The following is a 17192-nucleotide window of genomic DNA, read 5'->3' as shown; positions in this document are numbered from 1 at the left end:
TTCATTGCCTATAAGCAATTGGATCACGCTCTCCTGCAAGTTCAAATCCCCTTAAGCGTAGCTTACAGCTTTCGCACACACCACAAGCCTCATCTTCACTTTGATAGCAACTCCAAGTCAAATGTAGCGGTGCTTTAAGCAAAATACCTTGATAAACAATCTCTGCTTTATTTAGATGAATAAGTGGTGTAACAATCTCTATATTATTTTGTGGAAGCAAGGCAACTTTTAATAATTCATTAAATTTCTCATAAAAAATTTCCCTACAATCAGGATAACCACTTGAATCTTCCTCCACTGCCCCCACATAGATTTTTTTAGCGCCAATGACCTCTGCCCAGCTCACCGCAATAGAAATCATATTAGCATTTCTAAAAGGCACATAAGTTAAAGGAATCTTTCCTGTAGAGCTTGGAATCGTCTCTTCCTCAATGGGTATCGAAAAATCCACAAGCGAAGAACCACCAATCTGTCGCAAATAGTCAATATCAATAATTAATTTATTTTGGATTCCATAGTAATTTGCAATATCATTAAAGGCTTGATACTCGCGCTTTTGCGTCCTTTGCCCATAGTTGATATGCAAAAGACAAACTTCATAGCCATCATTAATAGCACAAGCAATGCTCACACAGCTATCAAGCCCACCACTTGCCAGAACAATTGCTTTATCCATTTTAAAAAATCCCTATTTTAATACAACACCACATACACCACGCGTGGTCCATGCACACCAAACACCGTTTGTAACTCAATATCAGCGGTGCGTGAAGGACCTGCGACAAAGATAATATTTGTTGGCAAAATCTCGCTTCCACTGCGATTTTTCTCATATGTTTTGATACATTCAATACCAGCATAGAGATTTTCTACTATATGCTCTTTTTTGAGTAGATAAATGCAGTTATTGGTGATAAGTGAAGAAAGTCTAGGGGCTTGTGGATTAGCACTTAGTCCTACAATGCCTAGATTTGCCACACCACATCGTGCTTCCACGATAGAGGTATCAATTCCAAATAATTCCCCACGCATAGAATCTACGCTTTGTGTGTATGGGATAAATTTGGCTTCCATACCCTTAAAGTCTAATGACACATCAGTGTTATACAGCACTTCTTTAGCCTTGACTTCTCCAAGGATTTCTGCGATTGTAGATTCTAGAGTATCCAGACTAGATTCACGCACGATGGCTTTATTATTGCTTTGATTAAGCTTGTATTCTTCTAAAAGTTCCTTATGCGTGTAATTCATAGGGTTAGCATACTGCACCTTTGGGCTTGGGATATGTGTATTATTTTTAAGAGAATCTCGCACACGCCCTAAAATATCTGCCTTACTCATAGATTACTCCTTGCATTTGAGATACTTTTTTGTGAAGATTGCCATTGATTTTTGGGAACTCACGATACTTCACCCAATTTTTTAGCAATGGCGTAAAGGGCGCAAATACCTTGCCAAGTGGTGCAAAGATATTTGCCATAGTAAGCACAAATCGCCATTTATTAGGGCTTGTTGCCAAAGTGGCAAATTGACTCATTGCCTTGATTTCAGCAGGATTTTGTGTGCTTGAATCTGTGCCTACCACACTTTTTCGCCCTTGTCCTACGCGCTCACTCCGCAAATCTCTAATAAGCTCTGCAAGAGGGATTTTCACAGGGCATACTTCAGAGCAGCGCCCACACAATGAGCATAAATCTAGCATAGGACTAAATTTGTTTAATCCAAAAAGTTGGGGTGAAATCACCTCACCAATAGGACCAGGATAGGTGCTAAGATAAGCGTGTCCGCCGATTTTGTCATACACAGGGCAGTGATTAAGACAAGTGCCACATCGAATACAGCTTAATGCGCGGTAATAATGCGAATCGCTAAGCATTTGTGAGCGATTGTTATCAAGCAAAATAATATGCACTTCCTTTGGTCCATCAAGTTCGCCTTCTTTGCGAGGGGAAGTGATGATATTGTTATAGCAAGTTACTGCCGCACCCGTAGCAGAAGGAATAAGCAAGGCATTAAGCGTAGAGGCATCTTCAAAGCTTTCAATCACTTTTTCAATTCCACAAAATGCAATGTGAATATCACAAGCTGTGGTGCTCATACGCCCATTTCCCTCATTTTCTAAAAGCCAAATTGCTCCCTCATTAGCGATGGCAAAATTCACGCCACTAAGTCCGAGTTTGAATTCTTGGAATTCTCTGCGTAAATGTGTGCGTGCAATTTCATTGAGTTTTTCAGGTTCAGATTCAAGTGGAGCACCGAGTTTTTGATGAAAAATTTCGCCAATTTGATAGCGATTTTTGTGGATAGCAGGTGCGACGATATGCACAGGTGGCTCATCAATGAGTTGGATAATAATCTCACCCAAATCCGTCTCAATAGGTTCTAATCCTTTGGCTTTGAGAAAAGCATTAAGATGGGTTTCTTCACTCGCCATAGACTTACCTTTAAGAATCTTGGTGATATGATTTTTTTGCATTACTTCAAGCACGATGTTATTAGCTTCCTCGCTATTTTTTGCCCAATGCACGATAAAACCATTTTTACGCGCATTAGATTCAAAAGTTTCTAACAATACATCAAGCTTGGAGAGATTTTTTTGTTTAATCTCTTTGCCTTTTTCTCGCAATGCTTCCCAATCCAAAAAACGCGTAGAAATAAGCTTTTTGCGATTGCCTTTTAGCGTATCCATAACGCTTAGAAGGTTTTTGCGTAATTGTGCATCTTCAAGTTTAGTATGTATCACATCGTGGTATTGTTGCTTGATATTTGCACTCATTTGTGCCTCCTTATAATCCGATTCGTTGTGCAAGGAAGTCATATAAATGCATTGGTTTGACATCTACGCCTTGCTTTTTCATCGCACCAGAGATATTAAGCAAACATCCAGAATCTGCACTCAAAAGGTATTCTACGCCCCTTGATGTTATATCTTGCACCTTTTGGCTAACCATAGCATTAGAAATTTCAGGCTCTTTAACGCTAAAAGTTCCACCAAATCCGCAACATTCTTCCTCGCGTTCTAGTTCGATTAACTCCACATTGCTAAGGCTTCTTATGAGATTTTTTGCAGAATTAATACACTTTGCTACGCGCAATGCGTGGCAATTGCTATGCCAAGTTACTTTAGTAGGCGCTCCTTTGTCTTTATAGCGCACCTTTAAGACATTATCTAAAAATTCGCTTAACTCATAGATTCTGCTACTAAAATCTCTTGCTTGAGATTCATAGGGTGTGCCTTCAAAAAGCTCTATATAATCTACTTTCATCATTCCCGCACACGATCCACTTGGTAGAATAATAGGCTCACTACCCTTAAATAGATTCATATTATAAAGGGCAACTTTTTTAGTTTCCTCATAATATCCGGAATTAAAGCTAGGCTGCCCACAACAGGTTTGATCTTTTTTGAAGACTACTTTAACGCCTTCTTTTTGTAAGAGCTTTATGCTATTGACACAAGTGTCAGCAAAAGCTGCCGCACCAATACAAGTCGAGAAAAAATATACTTTCAAGATCTGCTCCTAAAATTCATTTAAAAAATTCATTTAAAAATCTATCACAAAAAAGTTTTTTTCAAATTAAAAATAAAAAAGTATGGATTATTTTCTTTGATGCAGAATGAAATTTTGTAACATATTTTATTAAAAATATCTCGTATTTTTATGAGATTCTACAAAATTTTTAAAATATTTTTTATAATTTACCTTGATTCATTTTTAAATATTTCTTTTAGGAGTTTATATGGAATGGACGCAAGTTTATGACCCACTAAACAATCTTTGGCTAAGTGCATTAGTAGCATTTTTACCAATCGCTCTCTTTTTTATTTCATTGGTTATTTTTAAAACCAAAGGACATACAGCCGGATTTTTAACCGTAGTTTTAGCGGCTATCATTGCTGTATTTGTGTATGGTATGCCATTTGATAAAATGTTTTTTAGCTTTATTTATGGTGCTATTTATGGGATTTGGCCTATTGCTTGGATTATTGTTGCAGCGATTTTCCTCTACAAGCTCACAGTAAAATCAGGCTATTTTGATATTTTGCGTGAATCTATTATCGCTATCACACCCGATCAAAGATTGCAAGTGATTTTGATTGGTTTTTGTTTTGGTGCATTCTTAGAAGGAGCTATCGGCTTTGGTGGTCCTGTGGCTATTACTGCAGCATTGCTTGTGGGTATGGGCTTAAAACCACTTTATGCGGCAGGATTGTGTTTGATAGCCAACACAGCACCCGTTGCTTTTGGTGCTGTTGGGATTCCAATTATTGCTATGGCGGGTGTTGTTGGCGTTCCTGCTATTGAGATTTCTTCTGTTGCTGGACATATGCTTCCGCCACTCTCACTTTTTGTGCCATTTTTCTTAGTATTCCTAATGGATGGATTTAAGGGTATCAAAGAAACTTGGCCAGCACTATTTGTTGCAGGATTTAGTTTTGCAGTAGTGCAATATTTAACCGCCACATATCTTGGACCAGAGCTACCCGATATTGCTTCAGCAGTTGTTTCTATTGCGGCTACAACAATCTTTTTAAAATTTTGGAAACCCAAAAATACCTTCAAGTTTGATTCAGAGGTTGGCGGAAAGCAAACACTTGAAGCCAAACAATATTCAATATCTCAAATCACACTTGCTTGGCTTCCTTTTGTCATCTTAATTGTAATGATCATTATTTGGACACAAGGTTGGTTTAAAGAGGCTCTAGCTTTCACAACCTTGAAGTTTAATTTTGAAAATCTTCAAGGATTATTCCAAACGCCCCCTGCTTCTAGCGAAGTAAAAGCAGTGAATTCTGTTTTTGCCTTACCACTTATCTTAAATGCAGGAACTTCAATTTTCATCACTGCCTTGATTACAATGGCACTTCTAAGAGTTAAAATTTCTACTGCCATAACAACGTTTGGTGAAACTTTAAATGAAATGAAATTTGCACTTTTGACAATTTCTTTGGTAGTTGGATTTGCATATATTTCAAATTATAGTGGCTTATCTGCAACTCTTGCTCTTGCTTTAGCAGAAACAGGCGATGCTTTTGCATTTTTCTCACCTATTGTTGGTTGGCTTGGTGTATTCCTAACAGGCAGCGATACAAGCTCCAACTTACTCTTTGGAACATTGCAACAACTCACAGCTAGACAACTTGATATTCCAGAAGTCTTATTCCTTGCTGCAAACTCTGTGGGTGGTGTCGTAGGAAAAATGATTTCTCCACAAAGTATTGCTATTGCGTGTGCGGCAGTGGGATTAGTAGGAAAAGAATCTGATCTCTTTAGATTTACCGTTAAATATTCAATTATTTTTGTCATTGGTATTGGAATCTTTACTTATGCATTAGCTTTTATCTTCCCTGATGCAATCCCAATGTCAAGATAATTTCACTCCCCTTTTTTAAGGGGGGGGGTTCTGTAATTAAATTTTACTTTTAAAATCGCATAAGCCAATAAGGAATATTTTCTTTCTCTTGTTCAAAACTTGTCTCTATGCCATGTCCAGGCAGAATCAATATATCTTCTTTAATTTGCATAAAAGCCTCCAAACTTGCTTTCATTGTCGCACTATCTGAATATGGAAAATCACTGCGCCCAATAGAGCGATAAAAAACAAAATCTCCACTAAACATTACCTTTTGACTAGGGGAATTTTTGTGGTTTAATACAATCACACTGCAACCTGGCGTGTGTCCGGGGTAACAAATAAACTCTATTTCAAAATTTCCATAGTGTAATTGATTTTTTCTACCCAAATTAGAAACATTGGAATGGAATTCTTTAATCACAGAATCATAATCCGCACCCACTAAAATAGTTGGCTTAGATTCTTGCAATCCCGTATTAAAAAAGTCTTTTTGCAACATAAAGGCATCTTCAAAAGGACATACCAAAGGAATATTTGGCAATTTTTCCTGTAATGCAGCGTTACTCCAAACATGATCAAAATGTCCATGCGTATTTAAAATAGCCAGTGGATTTTTGGCATTTTCCAAAACCCAATTAGTCGCTCCAATCCCAGGATCAATCACAAGCGATTCAGATTCATCTTGCGCAATTGCAAGATAACAATTTGTTTGATACTCCCCAAAAGGCTCTCTTAAAATCTTAAAAAAATCATTTTCAAAAACAATCATTACCATTTCCTTAAATCTTTTTGCAAATCTTAGCACAAGATGATAAAATAACAAAAGCATTCAATTATTTTAGGCTTATTATGAATCCATATTATCGCTTTTTTCCAGTCAATCCAGATTTTAGGAATCCTTTCCGAAGGGATAGGGACAGAATCCTTCATAGCTCGTATTTTAGGCGCTTAGAATATAAAACACAAGTTTTTTTGAATCAAAGTGGAGATTATTTCCGCACACGCCTTACGCATTCATTGGAAGTTAGCCAAATTGCAAGAACACTTGCAGAATATTTAAAACTTGATGAAAACCTTGCTGAAGCCATCGCTCTAGCTCACGATTTAGGGCATACGCCTTTTGGGCACGCAGGAGGAGATGAGCTTGATAAAATAATGCAACATTATGGTTATCACTGCGGCTTTGATCATAACTTTCAATCCTTTAGAGTAGTAACTAGCCTAGAGAAACGCTACAAAGAATTTGATGGCTTAAACCTTACTTTTGCTACTTTAGAGGGTATTTTAAAACATTCCTATCCCTATGAAAAATCATTTTTAAATCCATGGCACAAAGAAACTTTTAAGCCTGAATTTCACCCAAGCCTAGAAGCAATCATTGTTGATTTGTCTGATGAGATTGCCTATATTAGCCACGATATAGATGATGGAGTTAAATATGGGTTAATCTGCTTTGAAGATTTACAAGAAAGCAAACTAGTTTGCGATTCTATTAGCTATGTCAAAACTATTGAAAAAATTTCCCAAGATGATCCAATTTTTCGCTATCGCTTCACTTCAAAGCTCATTACATTGCTTGTTTATGATATTATAGAAAACAACAAGCCTTGCACACAAGATAAAGTGCAACACTTTATTTACAAAGCCCAAGAATCACTCCCCATTAGCCACACTCCGATCATACAAAAAGAAATCAAGATTCTCAAAAAGCTCCTCTTTAAAAAGCTCTATCGCCATGAAGAAATTTCAAGGAAAATGTTTATGGGCAAACAATGTGTAAAAAAACTCTATGAATGTTTTAATAATGATGTTAATTTACTACCTAGCCAAATGCGCAATAAAATTGAAAAAGGCGCTAAAATTCACCGCGTATGCGCCGATTATATTGCCTCTATGACTGATCGCTATGCTATGGCACTTTATCGTGAATTAGGATTTTAGTGCTATCTAGTAAAAGCTCCAGTGAAGCCTTTACTTTAGCGACTAAATACTAAAAGATTCCGCTAATTTGTGTTGCAATTTTATCTTCTAAAACAGGAATCGCCTCTTCTAGTTTAAGATTTAACTTAGTAGCTTCTGCAAAAAGAGTGGTTTGCTTCTCAGAATAATCACTAGCATAAACTTGCTCATTGTAATTAGCCCTATTATCATTAAGTTTGCCTGTTTTTTGTGTGCTTGCCACATCACCTGCAAAGCTATTTAAGAAACCTGCTCTTCTTTGGTCATTCACAGAAGCCTGTCTTGAACTACTAGCATTAGTATTAATCGTGCCTCCAGCTATTTTTTGGCGAACATTAATATCTACTTGCATTTGGAAGATTGTATCTTCTGTGAGTTTTCCTGCTATTCCACCTACAGCCGCCCCAATTAATCCACCTACAACACCACTAGTGGCTGAAGAATGATTATATATCCCCACTCCAGCACCTGCAACTGCACCTACTCCAGCTGCGGGAGCTGCATTATTTTCTTGTTTGACATCGCAATACAAAACATTTGCTTGTAAAATAAAAGTTGCTTCTTTTGGATCTTCAACGATTTTATAACCTTTGCTTTGAAGCAAACCGATTACTTTAGGCGTTAAATTAATATTCTGTCCGCTAGTGTTTCGCATCGCAACAAAAATAGTCTGTTCAGATTTTGCCACAGGATCAACAAAAATACTTTGAGACATTGTTGAAGTAGTTTGCAATGAAGTTGTTACGCATCCACTTAGTAAAAAAACAGAAACAAGAGGTATTAATAAAGTTTTTTTCATAAACGCTCCTTGAGTAATTTTAGGATTAAGATTTATTATATTACTAATTTTCACTTTAAAAGCTAATTTCTATCTTTAAAATGGCTTAGGGAAGGCGTTGAAAGCATAATCAATCTATTTTATTTTTATTTGTCAGAATTGCGATATGTTAATATTTTGATTCCCAAAGGGAATCAATTTTTATGCAAGTTGAGCTTTTATCATCCAAATTGCTTTTTCTAAACTTGCAATTTTTTCATCTGCTAAAGCAGTAGTCGCCTTATCATTTGCTTCGCCTGCTGTATCAGAAAGCTCTCTAAAAGCCTTTAAAAAATACTCATATTCAGGCAAAATTGCTTGAACGATTGTTCTTGAATCAAAGCTTGTGCCACTCTCTTCTTTGATTTTACTAACTGCTAACATGTCTTTGATAGTAACATAGGGCTTTTGTCCAATTTGCAAAACACGCTCTGCCATATCATCCATTAAATCTGCCATATCATCATACATACTTTCTAATGCCGCATGAACAGGATGAAAATCCATTCCCTTAACATTCCAGTGGTAATTGTGTAATTTAATGTAAAAAACTGCACTGTCTGCTTGAATTTGTTTAAGTTGTTGAACGATCTTTTCCATAATATTCTCCTTAAAAATTTAATATCTTTGAATTATACACTTTTGCTTGTAAAAAAGCTAATAAAATTATATATAATTATTCTTAAAAGAAAATTATTATTATTTAATAATTTATCCACCTGTTTTGTAAAATGCCCTTTTTGAAACCTCATCTAGATTCCAATCATTTTTTTCAGGCTTATTTTGAACACAAAGATTAAGCTTACGCAAAATCTCATCAGCATCCCCATAAAGCATTGCTTCTTTAATATCCACAGCATTTTCATGATAAAGACAAGGTATCAGCTTCCCTTCACTGCTTAAGCGGATTCGATTGCAAGTTTTACAAAAATCATCATTATGGGGAGCAATGACGCCAAAAAGATAAGAGTTTCTTTGGGGTATTTCATATAATGTTGCTGGTCCAAATACATCTTTTTTTAAAAGTCTATATTCGTATTTCTTGCTAATCCTTTGGAGAATCTCCTCTCCCCTAAGTCCGATAGTTCCGCCTTTTGCATGTGTATTTTCCATATATTCTATAAACCGCACTCCCACACCAAGATTCATTCCATATTCTAAAATATCCACTACTTCATCATCATTAATTCCCTTTAGGGGCACCATATTTAATTTAACAATCAACCCCTCATCTACGGCTTTTTTGATTCCTGCTAGAATCTTTTCTAAAGCATCACGCTTAGAAATACAAACAACTCCCTCTTTTTTTAGAGAATCAAGAGAAATATTAATTCTCTTTAACCCTGCTTCTTTTAGATCTTTTGCAAGGGGTTCTAAGAGATAGGCATTGGTGGTTAATGCAATATCAATGTTAGAATTATAACGATAAATCTCCCCTATAAATCCAGCAATTCCACGCCTAAGCAGTGGTTCTCCACCTGTGATTCGGATTTTTTTTACTCCTTCATCAATAACTACTTTAATAAAATTTAATACACTCTCCAAAGGCACATCATCTTCTTCCCTACCTATATCCATAGGAGTATTTGGCATACAATAAAGGCAACGAAAATTACATCTCTCTGTAACACTTACGCGAATATAATCAATCACGCGCCCAAAACTATCAATCAACAAAAGTTCTCCTTTGGGAGTAAAATTTTTGCAATCATACCCAAGCCAAGCAAAAAAAGCTATAATTTCACTCAAAGTTTGAAGGTTTGCATATGAAAAATTGTGTAATTTTGTGTGGTGGAAAAAGCTCAAGAATGGGGCAAAAGAAAGAAAATTTAGATTTTTTTGGTGAAAGTTTGGCAGATTTTCAAGCCAAAAAAATGCAAAAAATCTTTCCACAAGTCTATTTTTCTGGCAAAAAGCCTATATCTAACTCAAGTCATTTCCAAACTCTTTTGGATTTAAATACAGAATTTGCTCCCATTTTTGGCTTAGAAAGCATTTTGCAAACACTTAAAACAGACATTTTTATCCTTAGCATTGACACTCCTTTTTTAAGCGAAGAAAGCATTACAAAACTCATTGCTTCTTACCAAAAAGCTAAAAAGCCAACCTTTGCTAAGAATCAAAAAATCCATCCACTTCTTGGAATTTACACCTATGAAGCTCTTACTCCCATTCAACAACAAATCGCAAAAAAAAATTATCGTTTAATGGACTTATTAGGGCTTCTTAGCGCTAATTTTGTAGAGATTCCAGAATTCCAAACCCAAAATCTCAATACCCCTAAAGAATATCAAAATGCCTTACAAGGATATTTAAATGGCTAATGAAGAAGAAAAGACTGAAGCCCCTTCTGCGCGCAAAATAGAGAAAGCTCGTGAGGAAGGGAATGTCATCAAAAGCCCCGATGTTAATGCTTTTTTAGGCTTAGTTGTAGGGCTTGTTTTGATTTTTTTATGCTTTAATTTTTGGGTGAATGGCTTAAGTGGTATCTTTTTTGAAGTTTATCATATTTTTAATCAAGATCTCACGCGCTCTAATGCCATTTCTCTCACAATTTCTCTAGTCTTTAAAGTGCTTTATTTGCTTGCGCCTATTTTTGGTGCTTTAATGCTTATAGGAATTATTGCTAATATTTCTCAAAGCGGTTTTTTATTAACCACAAAAGCTATCCAGCCCAAACTCCAAAAACTCAATTTCATTAGTGGATTAAAAAATATCATTTCTCTTAAAAAATTGCTTGATGGATTCTTGATTACCTTTAAAGTTCTCACGGCTTTTATCATTGCTTTTTTTGTCTTTTTAGGCTTTATGAAAGAACTAACTACCGTTTCACTTTTTCCTATTGGCGATCAAATGATTTGGCTAAAAGACAAGGCTCTTATTCTCATTGCTATATTATTAGCCTTTTTTTTAGTGATGGCAATCGCTGATTACCTTATCAAGCGCTATCAATATTTCAAGTCCTTGCGTATGAGCAAACAAGAAGTCAAAGATGAATTTAAAAGCCAAGAAGGGGATCAACAAGTCAAAGGAAAAATCCGATCTTTAATGTTTCAAGCTGCCAAAAAGCGAATGATGCAAAATATTCCTAATGCCGATGTTGTTGTTACTAACCCAACTCACTATGCTGTAGCTTTGCGCTATGATTCCAGCAAAGAAAGAGCACCAAGAGTTTTAGCCAAAGGCGTGGATTTTCTTGCCCAAAGAATCAAAGAAATCGCCAAAGAAAATGAAATTCCCATTATTGAAAACCCACCCCTAGCAAGGGCGCTTTATAAAGATGTTGATATTGACAAAGAAATTCCTGAAACTCTCTATCAGGCTATGGTAGAAGTTCTCATTAAAGTTCAACAAATCAACGAAGAGCGCAAAAAAGACGTGAATTTCTAATCTATCCTTATGATTCTATCAAGAATTTTTAAGTAAAAATTCGTTAAATTGACAAATTTACTTCTCTATGCAAGATAATTGGAGGGTATATGTCGCTGGTGGGCATCGTGGGCTTCAAACCCATTTGAGTGGATAGGTGTCTATTTGCTGGGGAGTTCGATTCTCTCACCCTCTCGCCATTATTGAATACTTTTTAAGGAATCAACATTAAAGCAAATTTTTTAAAAATTAATCAAAAAATACTATTGGTAGAAATTTTAGCGTTATTGGGAATCTTATCCATTATTGGAAGATTTGGTTTATTAGGGAGTATAGGAAAATCTTATGCTAGTCTCCATTTTAACCTTTTTGGCTATTTGGGATATATTTGGCTTTTAGCCCTTGCTTATTTGTTTTACAAAAACGCTCATAATCTCAAAGAGCGCATCATTGAAAAAACACTTGGCGTAGTTATTATAGGATTAGCCCTATTGATTTTACAAGGGCTTTTTATAGGTAATGCAGGATTCTTTAGCAACGCATTTAGTAGCATTTTAAAGTCTTTTATTAATCCACTTGGAATCTTTGGGCTTACTCTTGTTTTAACTCTATTTGGCATTGTGCTTTATACTGGAAAATCTGCCAAAACATTGCTTTCTAGATTCATTCAAGGGCTTAAAGATGATCTTAAAAAAACCCCAAAAGAGCTAGAACAGCCAAAAAAAGAAAGCTTTTTCCTGCGTCTAAAAGCCTTTTTTACCCTACCTACCAAAATATCTAACAAGAGAAATCCCCATTCCCTAACACTAGAGGAATTGGCTTCTCTTAGCAAAAATCCACCTAGTGCGCCTAGCGCAACGCAAACGCCACAGCAAGAACTAAATTTTGATAATCCTATCTTGCAGACCAAGGAAGAATCGCCAGAGGAATCACAAAATCTAGCAGAACAAGAAGAATCTCTCACTTTTCCACAAAATATGCCAAACATTGATGGCAAATCCCAAAATACCCCAAGTTCTAGCGTCACTGAAGAATCACAAGAATCACAGATTCGGCTCATTTCCACTCAAGAAGCCAAAACTCAAAAAAATCACAACTTGCAGCAATTCCAAATGGAATCCATAATGAGTTTGGAGCGATTTAAGAACTTTGAAAAAAATATTTTTTTTCAAGAAGAAGAAGATAATGATCCCATTAAGCTAATCAAAAAAACCCAAGATGAAAATCTAGAACTACAAGAGACAAATCCATTTGCTTTCTTAAAAGATCGGCAAGAACTGCAAGAATCTCCAGCACCAAACCCCAAAGAAGATCAATCGCTCCAAGAATCACTCAAAGAATCGCCTAAGCCTATCAAAGCCTATCCCAAAAAACTCTATTCTGCCACACCCTTTAGTGCTTATTATGAAAAAAATCCAGCCGATGCAACGCGTAACTGCCTTGTCCCCAATGACACAGAAACTTCACAAAATCAAACCACAATAACCAATGAAGATCCAATAGCTGAAGCAACCCCACAAAACAAACCAGCATCAATCCAACAACAACTAGAAGATGAGGATATGCGTGCCATTCAAATGGCTATCCAAGAAGAGCTGCAAAAAGCTCAAGATTACTTATCTGTTCAACAAGAATCATCACCTAATTTTGTGGAAGATGAGATTGTTCAACAAGAAACACAAGAAACACAAGAAACACAAGAAACACAAGAAACACAAGAAACACAAGAAACACAAGAGATAATCAAAGAAAAGCTTGAAGAAAAAAAAGATATAGTGCTAAATTCAGATTATCTAACAATCACAAACCAACAAACCGCCTTTGAAGAATCACCTCTTCAAGAATCACCAATCACCTCAATTTCACAAGATTTGCAAGAAGCATCACTCTTGCAAAATATCAATTTCCCGGTTTATGGCTATGGAAATACTTTTAGTCAAACTCCACAAGAGACAAATCCAAACTTTACCCAACAAACATTGCCCCAACAAAAACCTCAAGAAAATACGCCTACACCTATCACTCCACAATCCCAACAAGAAACTTTAGAGATTTTGCAAAATGCCATTAGAGAAAAAAGAGATTTAACCCTACAATTTAAAGAGGAAATCGCCCCAACCCCAACAAAGATTCCTCTAGAATCCAACCAAAACCAACCAAACCAATCCATTCCAAATGCCCAAGAATCTATAACCCAAGTAGCTCCCCAAACTCCACAATCTCAAACCAATACCACCCAAGTTAAAATCCTTGAAGAAAATCAAAATCTTCTCAATGAGATTGAAACAAGCACAGAATCAAAGCCTATCCAAACCGATTTTATTCTGCCTAAGCTTGAATTTCTACAAACTCCTCAAGAAGAGAGAATCGAGATTGACGAAGATGAAATTGATAAAAAAATCAATGATTTACTTAACAAACTTCGTATGTTCAAAATTGAAGGCGATATTGTCCGCACTTATTCTGGACCTATCGTTACAACTTTTGAATTTAGACCAAGCCCCAATGTCAAAGTCTCTAGAATCCAAACTCTCCAAGATGATCTAGCAATGGCTTTGAGAGCTAAAACTATCAGGATTCAAGCTCCTGTACCAGGAAAAGATGTCGTTGGCATTGAGATTCCAAATAGTCAAATCCAAACTATTTATTTACGAGAAATTCTAGAAAATGATATTTTTCAAAATGCAACTTCACCGCTTACTTTGGCTTTAGGCAAAGACATTGTGGGAAATCCTTTTGTTACCGACCTTAAAAAGCTCCCTCACCTACTCATTGCAGGGACAACAGGAAGCGGTAAAAGTGTGGGAATAAATGCAATGATTCTCTCTTTGCTTTACAAAAATTCTCCCGATACACTAAGGTTACTTATGATTGATCCTAAAATGCTTGAATTTAGCATTTACAATGATATTCCACATTTATTAACCCCAGTTATCACACAACCAAAAAAAGCAATCATTGCACTTGATAACGCAGTTAAAGAAATGGAAAGACGCTACACGCTAATGAGCGAGGCACGAATCAAAAATATTGAAAGTTATAACAAAAAGGCTGAAATAGAAGGCTTTGAGCCATTTCCTTATATTGTAATTGTCATTGATGAGTTAGCAGATTTGATGATGAGCGGCGGAAAAGAAGCTGAACTTTCTATCGCGCGTTTAGCGCAAATGGCGCGCGCTAGTGGTATTCACCTCATTGTTGCCACGCAAAGACCAAGCGTTGATGTTGTTACAGGAACTATCAAAGCCAATCTACCCTCACGCATTAGCTATAAGGTGGGGCAAAAAATTGATTCTAAAGTAATTTTAGATAGCTTTGGAGCTGAGTCGCTCCTAGGGCGTGGTGATATGCTTTTCACACCCCCAGGTGGAGGAATAGTGAGACTTCATGCGCCATGGAGCACAGAAGAAGAAATCGAAAAAATCGTAGAATTTATCAAATTACAGCGACCTGTGCAATACAATGAAAACTTTATGCCCAATGAAGATGAAACTTTGGGGCTTAATTATGAGGGTGAGACAGATGAACTCTATGAGGAAGCAAAAAGAATCATGCTTGCTAATAATAAAACTTCCATAAGTTACATTCAAAGGCGATTAGGAATTGGCTATAACAAAGCAGCTAATATCGTAGAACAAATGATATCTAGGGGCTTTTTAAGTCAGCCAAACTCTAAAGGAGTGCGTGAAATCATCGGCGAATAATCTTTAATCTACTCTAAAAAATATGTAATTTTAAGTAAATTTTTGATAAACTTATTTACTTTAAGTATTTTTATTTTTGGAGTAGAGAAAGTATGAATCCGAGTTTAAAGGTCAATAAAATCAATAGTGCAAACGCGAATGCACAAGCTACTATCGCACTTAGTGAGCTAGATAAGAAAATTAATGAAGTTACTAAAGTTGCTAGTAAAAATCTCAAGATTGATGGTTTTAGAAAAGGAAAAATTCCAGCCACTATTATCAAGTCTCGCTATGGCAAACAACTAGAAACAGATGCGCAAAGAGAATGTGTGCAAGACTTATTGCAAGAAATTTTAAAAGAACTTAATGTTAAAGCCGATGCACTCATAGGTGATCCAAGAATCACAAAATTTGATAAAAAAGATAATGGAATTGAAGTAGAAATTGAATTAAGTCTAACGCCAGAGATTCCATTAGACAATGTAGAAAGTTGCATTCCAGAGGTTAAGATTCCAGAAGTTACTGAAGAAGAAATTAACAAAAGGTTAGAAGAGATTGCTGATACAAGAGCTCCGCTTGTAGGCATAGAAGATGCTAGAAGAAAGCTCAAAGATGGCGAATACGCAAAAATTAACTTTGAAGGGTTTATTGATGGAGAGCCTTTTGAAGGAGGCAAGGCAGAAAATTATCTCTTAAAAATCGGTAGCAAATCTTTCATTGAAGGTTTTGAAGATCAGCTCATTGGAATGAAAAAAGATGAAGAAAAAGATATTCAAGTAACATTCCCAGAAAACTATCATGCCGCAAATCTAGCAGGAAAACCAGCAACTTTTAAAGTTAAACTCAATGAAATCCAGACTAAAGGTAAAATAGAGATTGATGATAACTTTGCCAAAACACTCTTGCCAGAAGAAAAAGAGGCTAATGTTGCGTTGCTTAAAGAAAAAATCAAGGAACAAATTGCTGCAGAAAAAAAACAAGCGCTTTACAATAACGAATTAAAAGCTACATTAATTGAAAATATCCACAAAGCCATTGACTTTGATTTGCCTAATCTCATTGTCGAACAAGAGATGGACTTACTCTTAAGAAATGAGTTTGCCAAACTCGCAAAAGAAGAACAAGAAAAATTAGCCAAAGACACTGAAGCACTCAAAGCTAAACGCGAAGAGCAAAGAGACGCTGCGCAAAAAAGCGTTAAAACCACTTTCATTATCGATGCAATTGCAAGACGCGATAATATTGATATTCATGAAAATGAAATTCTTAACACAATTTATTATGAAGCAATGGCGATGCGTCAAGATCCAAAAATAGTCTTAGAATACTACAAAAATAATAATCTTATCCCTGCTATTAAAATGGCAATGCTAGAAGATAGAATCTTGACTAATCTACTCAACAAGAATGCACAATGAGCTATTATGTCCCTATCGTTATAGAAAAAACTGGGCGCGGCGAGAGAAGCTATGATATTTACTCACGGCTTCTTAAAGACCGAATCATTATGCTAAGTGGTCAAATTGATGATGGAGTTGCGGCTTCTATTGTCTCTCAACTTCTTTTTTTGGAAGCAGAAGATCCGCAAAAAGACATTTATTTCTACATTAACTCTCCAGGTGGAGTAGTTACAAGTGGGCTTAGCATTTATGATACTATGAATTATATTAAGCCCGATGTTTGCACAATCTGTATCGGACAAGCAGCAAGTATGGGAGCATTTTTGCTTAGTTGTGGAACAAAAGGGAAACGCTATTCTTTGCCTAATTCAAGAATCATGATTCACCAACCTTTAGGTGGAGCCCAAGGACAAGCTACAGATATTGAGATTCAAGCAAAGGAGATCTTACGCTTAAAAGCGACTTTAAATGAGATTCTAGCAAACAACACTAGCCAATCCCTAGAAAAGATTGCTAAAGATACGGATAGAGATTTTTTTATGAGTGCCAAAGAAGCCAAAGATTATGGACTAATTGATAATATTTTGACAAAAAGTTTAAAATAGG

Annotated in this window: 15 protein-coding genes and 1 tRNA gene; 8 read left to right on the top strand and 8 right to left on the bottom strand. The window is 36.0% G+C overall.

Annotated elements, in window-relative coordinates; all coding sequences use genetic code 11:
- Nucleotide 1: 1 nt before the first annotated feature.
- From queC to MKD52_RS01530, 4 genes are read right to left on the bottom strand one after another with little or no spacing between them, the layout of a single operon-like run.
- Nucleotides 2-676 (bottom strand): 7-cyano-7-deazaguanine synthase QueC, encoded by a 675-nt coding sequence (gene queC, locus MKD52_RS01545; RefSeq protein WP_112057240.1) that lies wholly within the window; start codon nt 674-676, stop codon nt 2-4.
- A gap of 17 nt (nt 677-693) precedes the next feature.
- A complete protein-coding gene (locus MKD52_RS01540) occupies nt 694-1341 on the bottom strand; it encodes a lactate utilization protein C (protein WP_112057241.1) in 648 nt (215 codons plus the stop codon).
- Nucleotides 1334-2776: a LutB/LldF family L-lactate oxidation iron-sulfur protein gene (locus MKD52_RS01535; protein ID WP_112057242.1), complete on the bottom strand. Its 1443-nt coding sequence runs from the start codon at nt 2774-2776 to the stop codon at nt 1334-1336. Before MKD52_RS01535 ends, MKD52_RS01540 begins: the two co-directional genes overlap by 8 nt.
- Nucleotides 2777-2786: 10 nt before the next feature.
- Entirely contained in the window at nt 2787-3512 is a 726-nt protein-coding gene (locus tag MKD52_RS01530; RefSeq protein WP_242099022.1) for a (Fe-S)-binding protein, read from the bottom strand.
- A gap of 229 nt (nt 3513-3741) precedes the next feature.
- On the opposite strand from MKD52_RS01530, the gene MKD52_RS01525 reads away from it, so the two are divergent.
- Complete coding sequence (locus MKD52_RS01525; protein ID WP_242099021.1) at nt 3742-5376, top strand: lactate permease LctP family transporter; 1635 nt, start codon at nt 3742-3744, stop codon at nt 5374-5376.
- A gap of 49 nt (nt 5377-5425) precedes the next feature.
- On the opposite strand, the gene MKD52_RS01520 is transcribed toward MKD52_RS01525, so the two are convergent.
- On the bottom strand, nt 5426-6127 hold the full coding sequence (locus tag MKD52_RS01520) for an MBL fold metallo-hydrolase (RefSeq protein WP_242099020.1): 702 nt from the start codon (nt 6125-6127) through the stop codon (nt 5426-5428).
- A gap of 80 nt (nt 6128-6207) precedes the next feature.
- Between MKD52_RS01520 and dgt the strand changes: the two genes are divergently transcribed.
- On the top strand, nt 6208-7299 hold the full coding sequence (gene dgt / locus MKD52_RS01515; protein WP_242099019.1) for a dGTP triphosphohydrolase: 1092 nt from the start codon (nt 6208-6210) through the stop codon (nt 7297-7299).
- A gap of 49 nt (nt 7300-7348) precedes the next feature.
- Here dgt and MKD52_RS01510 read toward each other — a convergent pair whose 3' ends face one another.
- From MKD52_RS01510 to moaA, 3 genes are all read right to left on the bottom strand, one after another.
- Nucleotides 7349-8116 (bottom strand): complement resistance protein TraT, encoded by a 768-nt coding sequence (locus MKD52_RS01510; protein WP_242099018.1) that lies wholly within the window; start codon nt 8114-8116, stop codon nt 7349-7351.
- A gap of 180 nt (nt 8117-8296) precedes the next feature.
- Complete coding sequence (locus MKD52_RS01505; protein WP_112057248.1) at nt 8297-8734, bottom strand: DNA starvation/stationary phase protection protein; 438 nt, start codon at nt 8732-8734, stop codon at nt 8297-8299.
- A gap of 111 nt (nt 8735-8845) precedes the next feature.
- Complete coding sequence (moaA, locus tag MKD52_RS01500) at nt 8846-9811, bottom strand: GTP 3',8-cyclase MoaA (RefSeq protein WP_112057283.1); 966 nt, start codon at nt 9809-9811, stop codon at nt 8846-8848.
- A gap of 89 nt (nt 9812-9900) precedes the next feature.
- Here moaA and MKD52_RS01495 point away from each other — a divergent pair, with 89 nt between their 5' ends.
- The 6 genes from MKD52_RS01495 (at nt 9901) to clpP (ending at nt 17191) form a co-directional block, all read left to right on the top strand.
- Nucleotides 9901-10458, top strand: coding sequence for a molybdenum cofactor guanylyltransferase (locus tag MKD52_RS01495; RefSeq protein ID WP_242099017.1), 558 nt, complete (start codon nt 9901-9903; stop codon nt 10456-10458).
- Entirely contained in the window at nt 10451-11524 is a 1074-nt protein-coding gene (gene flhB, locus MKD52_RS01490) for a flagellar biosynthesis protein FlhB (RefSeq protein ID WP_242099016.1), read from the top strand. Before MKD52_RS01495 ends, flhB begins: the two co-directional genes overlap by 8 nt.
- Before the next feature lie 80 nt (nt 11525-11604).
- Nucleotides 11605-11703: transfer RNA gene (locus tag MKD52_RS01485), tRNA-Sec, on the top strand.
- A 912-nt stretch (nt 11704-12615) separates the two neighbouring features.
- Entirely contained in the window at nt 12616-15207 is a 2592-nt protein-coding gene (locus MKD52_RS01480; protein ID WP_347340926.1) for a DNA translocase FtsK, read from the top strand.
- Between the two features lie 92 nt (nt 15208-15299).
- On the top strand, nt 15300-16604 hold the full coding sequence (tig, locus tag MKD52_RS01475) for a trigger factor (RefSeq protein WP_242099015.1): 1305 nt from the start codon (nt 15300-15302) through the stop codon (nt 16602-16604).
- Entirely contained in the window at nt 16601-17191 is a 591-nt protein-coding gene (clpP, locus tag MKD52_RS01470; RefSeq protein WP_112057252.1) for an ATP-dependent Clp endopeptidase proteolytic subunit ClpP, read from the top strand. The genes tig and clpP overlap by 4 nt, the downstream gene beginning before the upstream one ends.
- The last annotated feature ends 1 nt before the right edge of the window (nt 17192 follow it).

The organism is Helicobacter sp. CaF467b (assembly GCF_022664765.1).
In the GTDB taxonomy this organism is placed as follows: Bacteria; Campylobacterota; Campylobacteria; order Campylobacterales; family Helicobacteraceae; genus Helicobacter_D; species Helicobacter_D colisuis.
The sequence above is the reverse complement of the archived record's forward strand: the minus strand, read 5'-3'. Positions and strand labels throughout refer to the sequence as shown.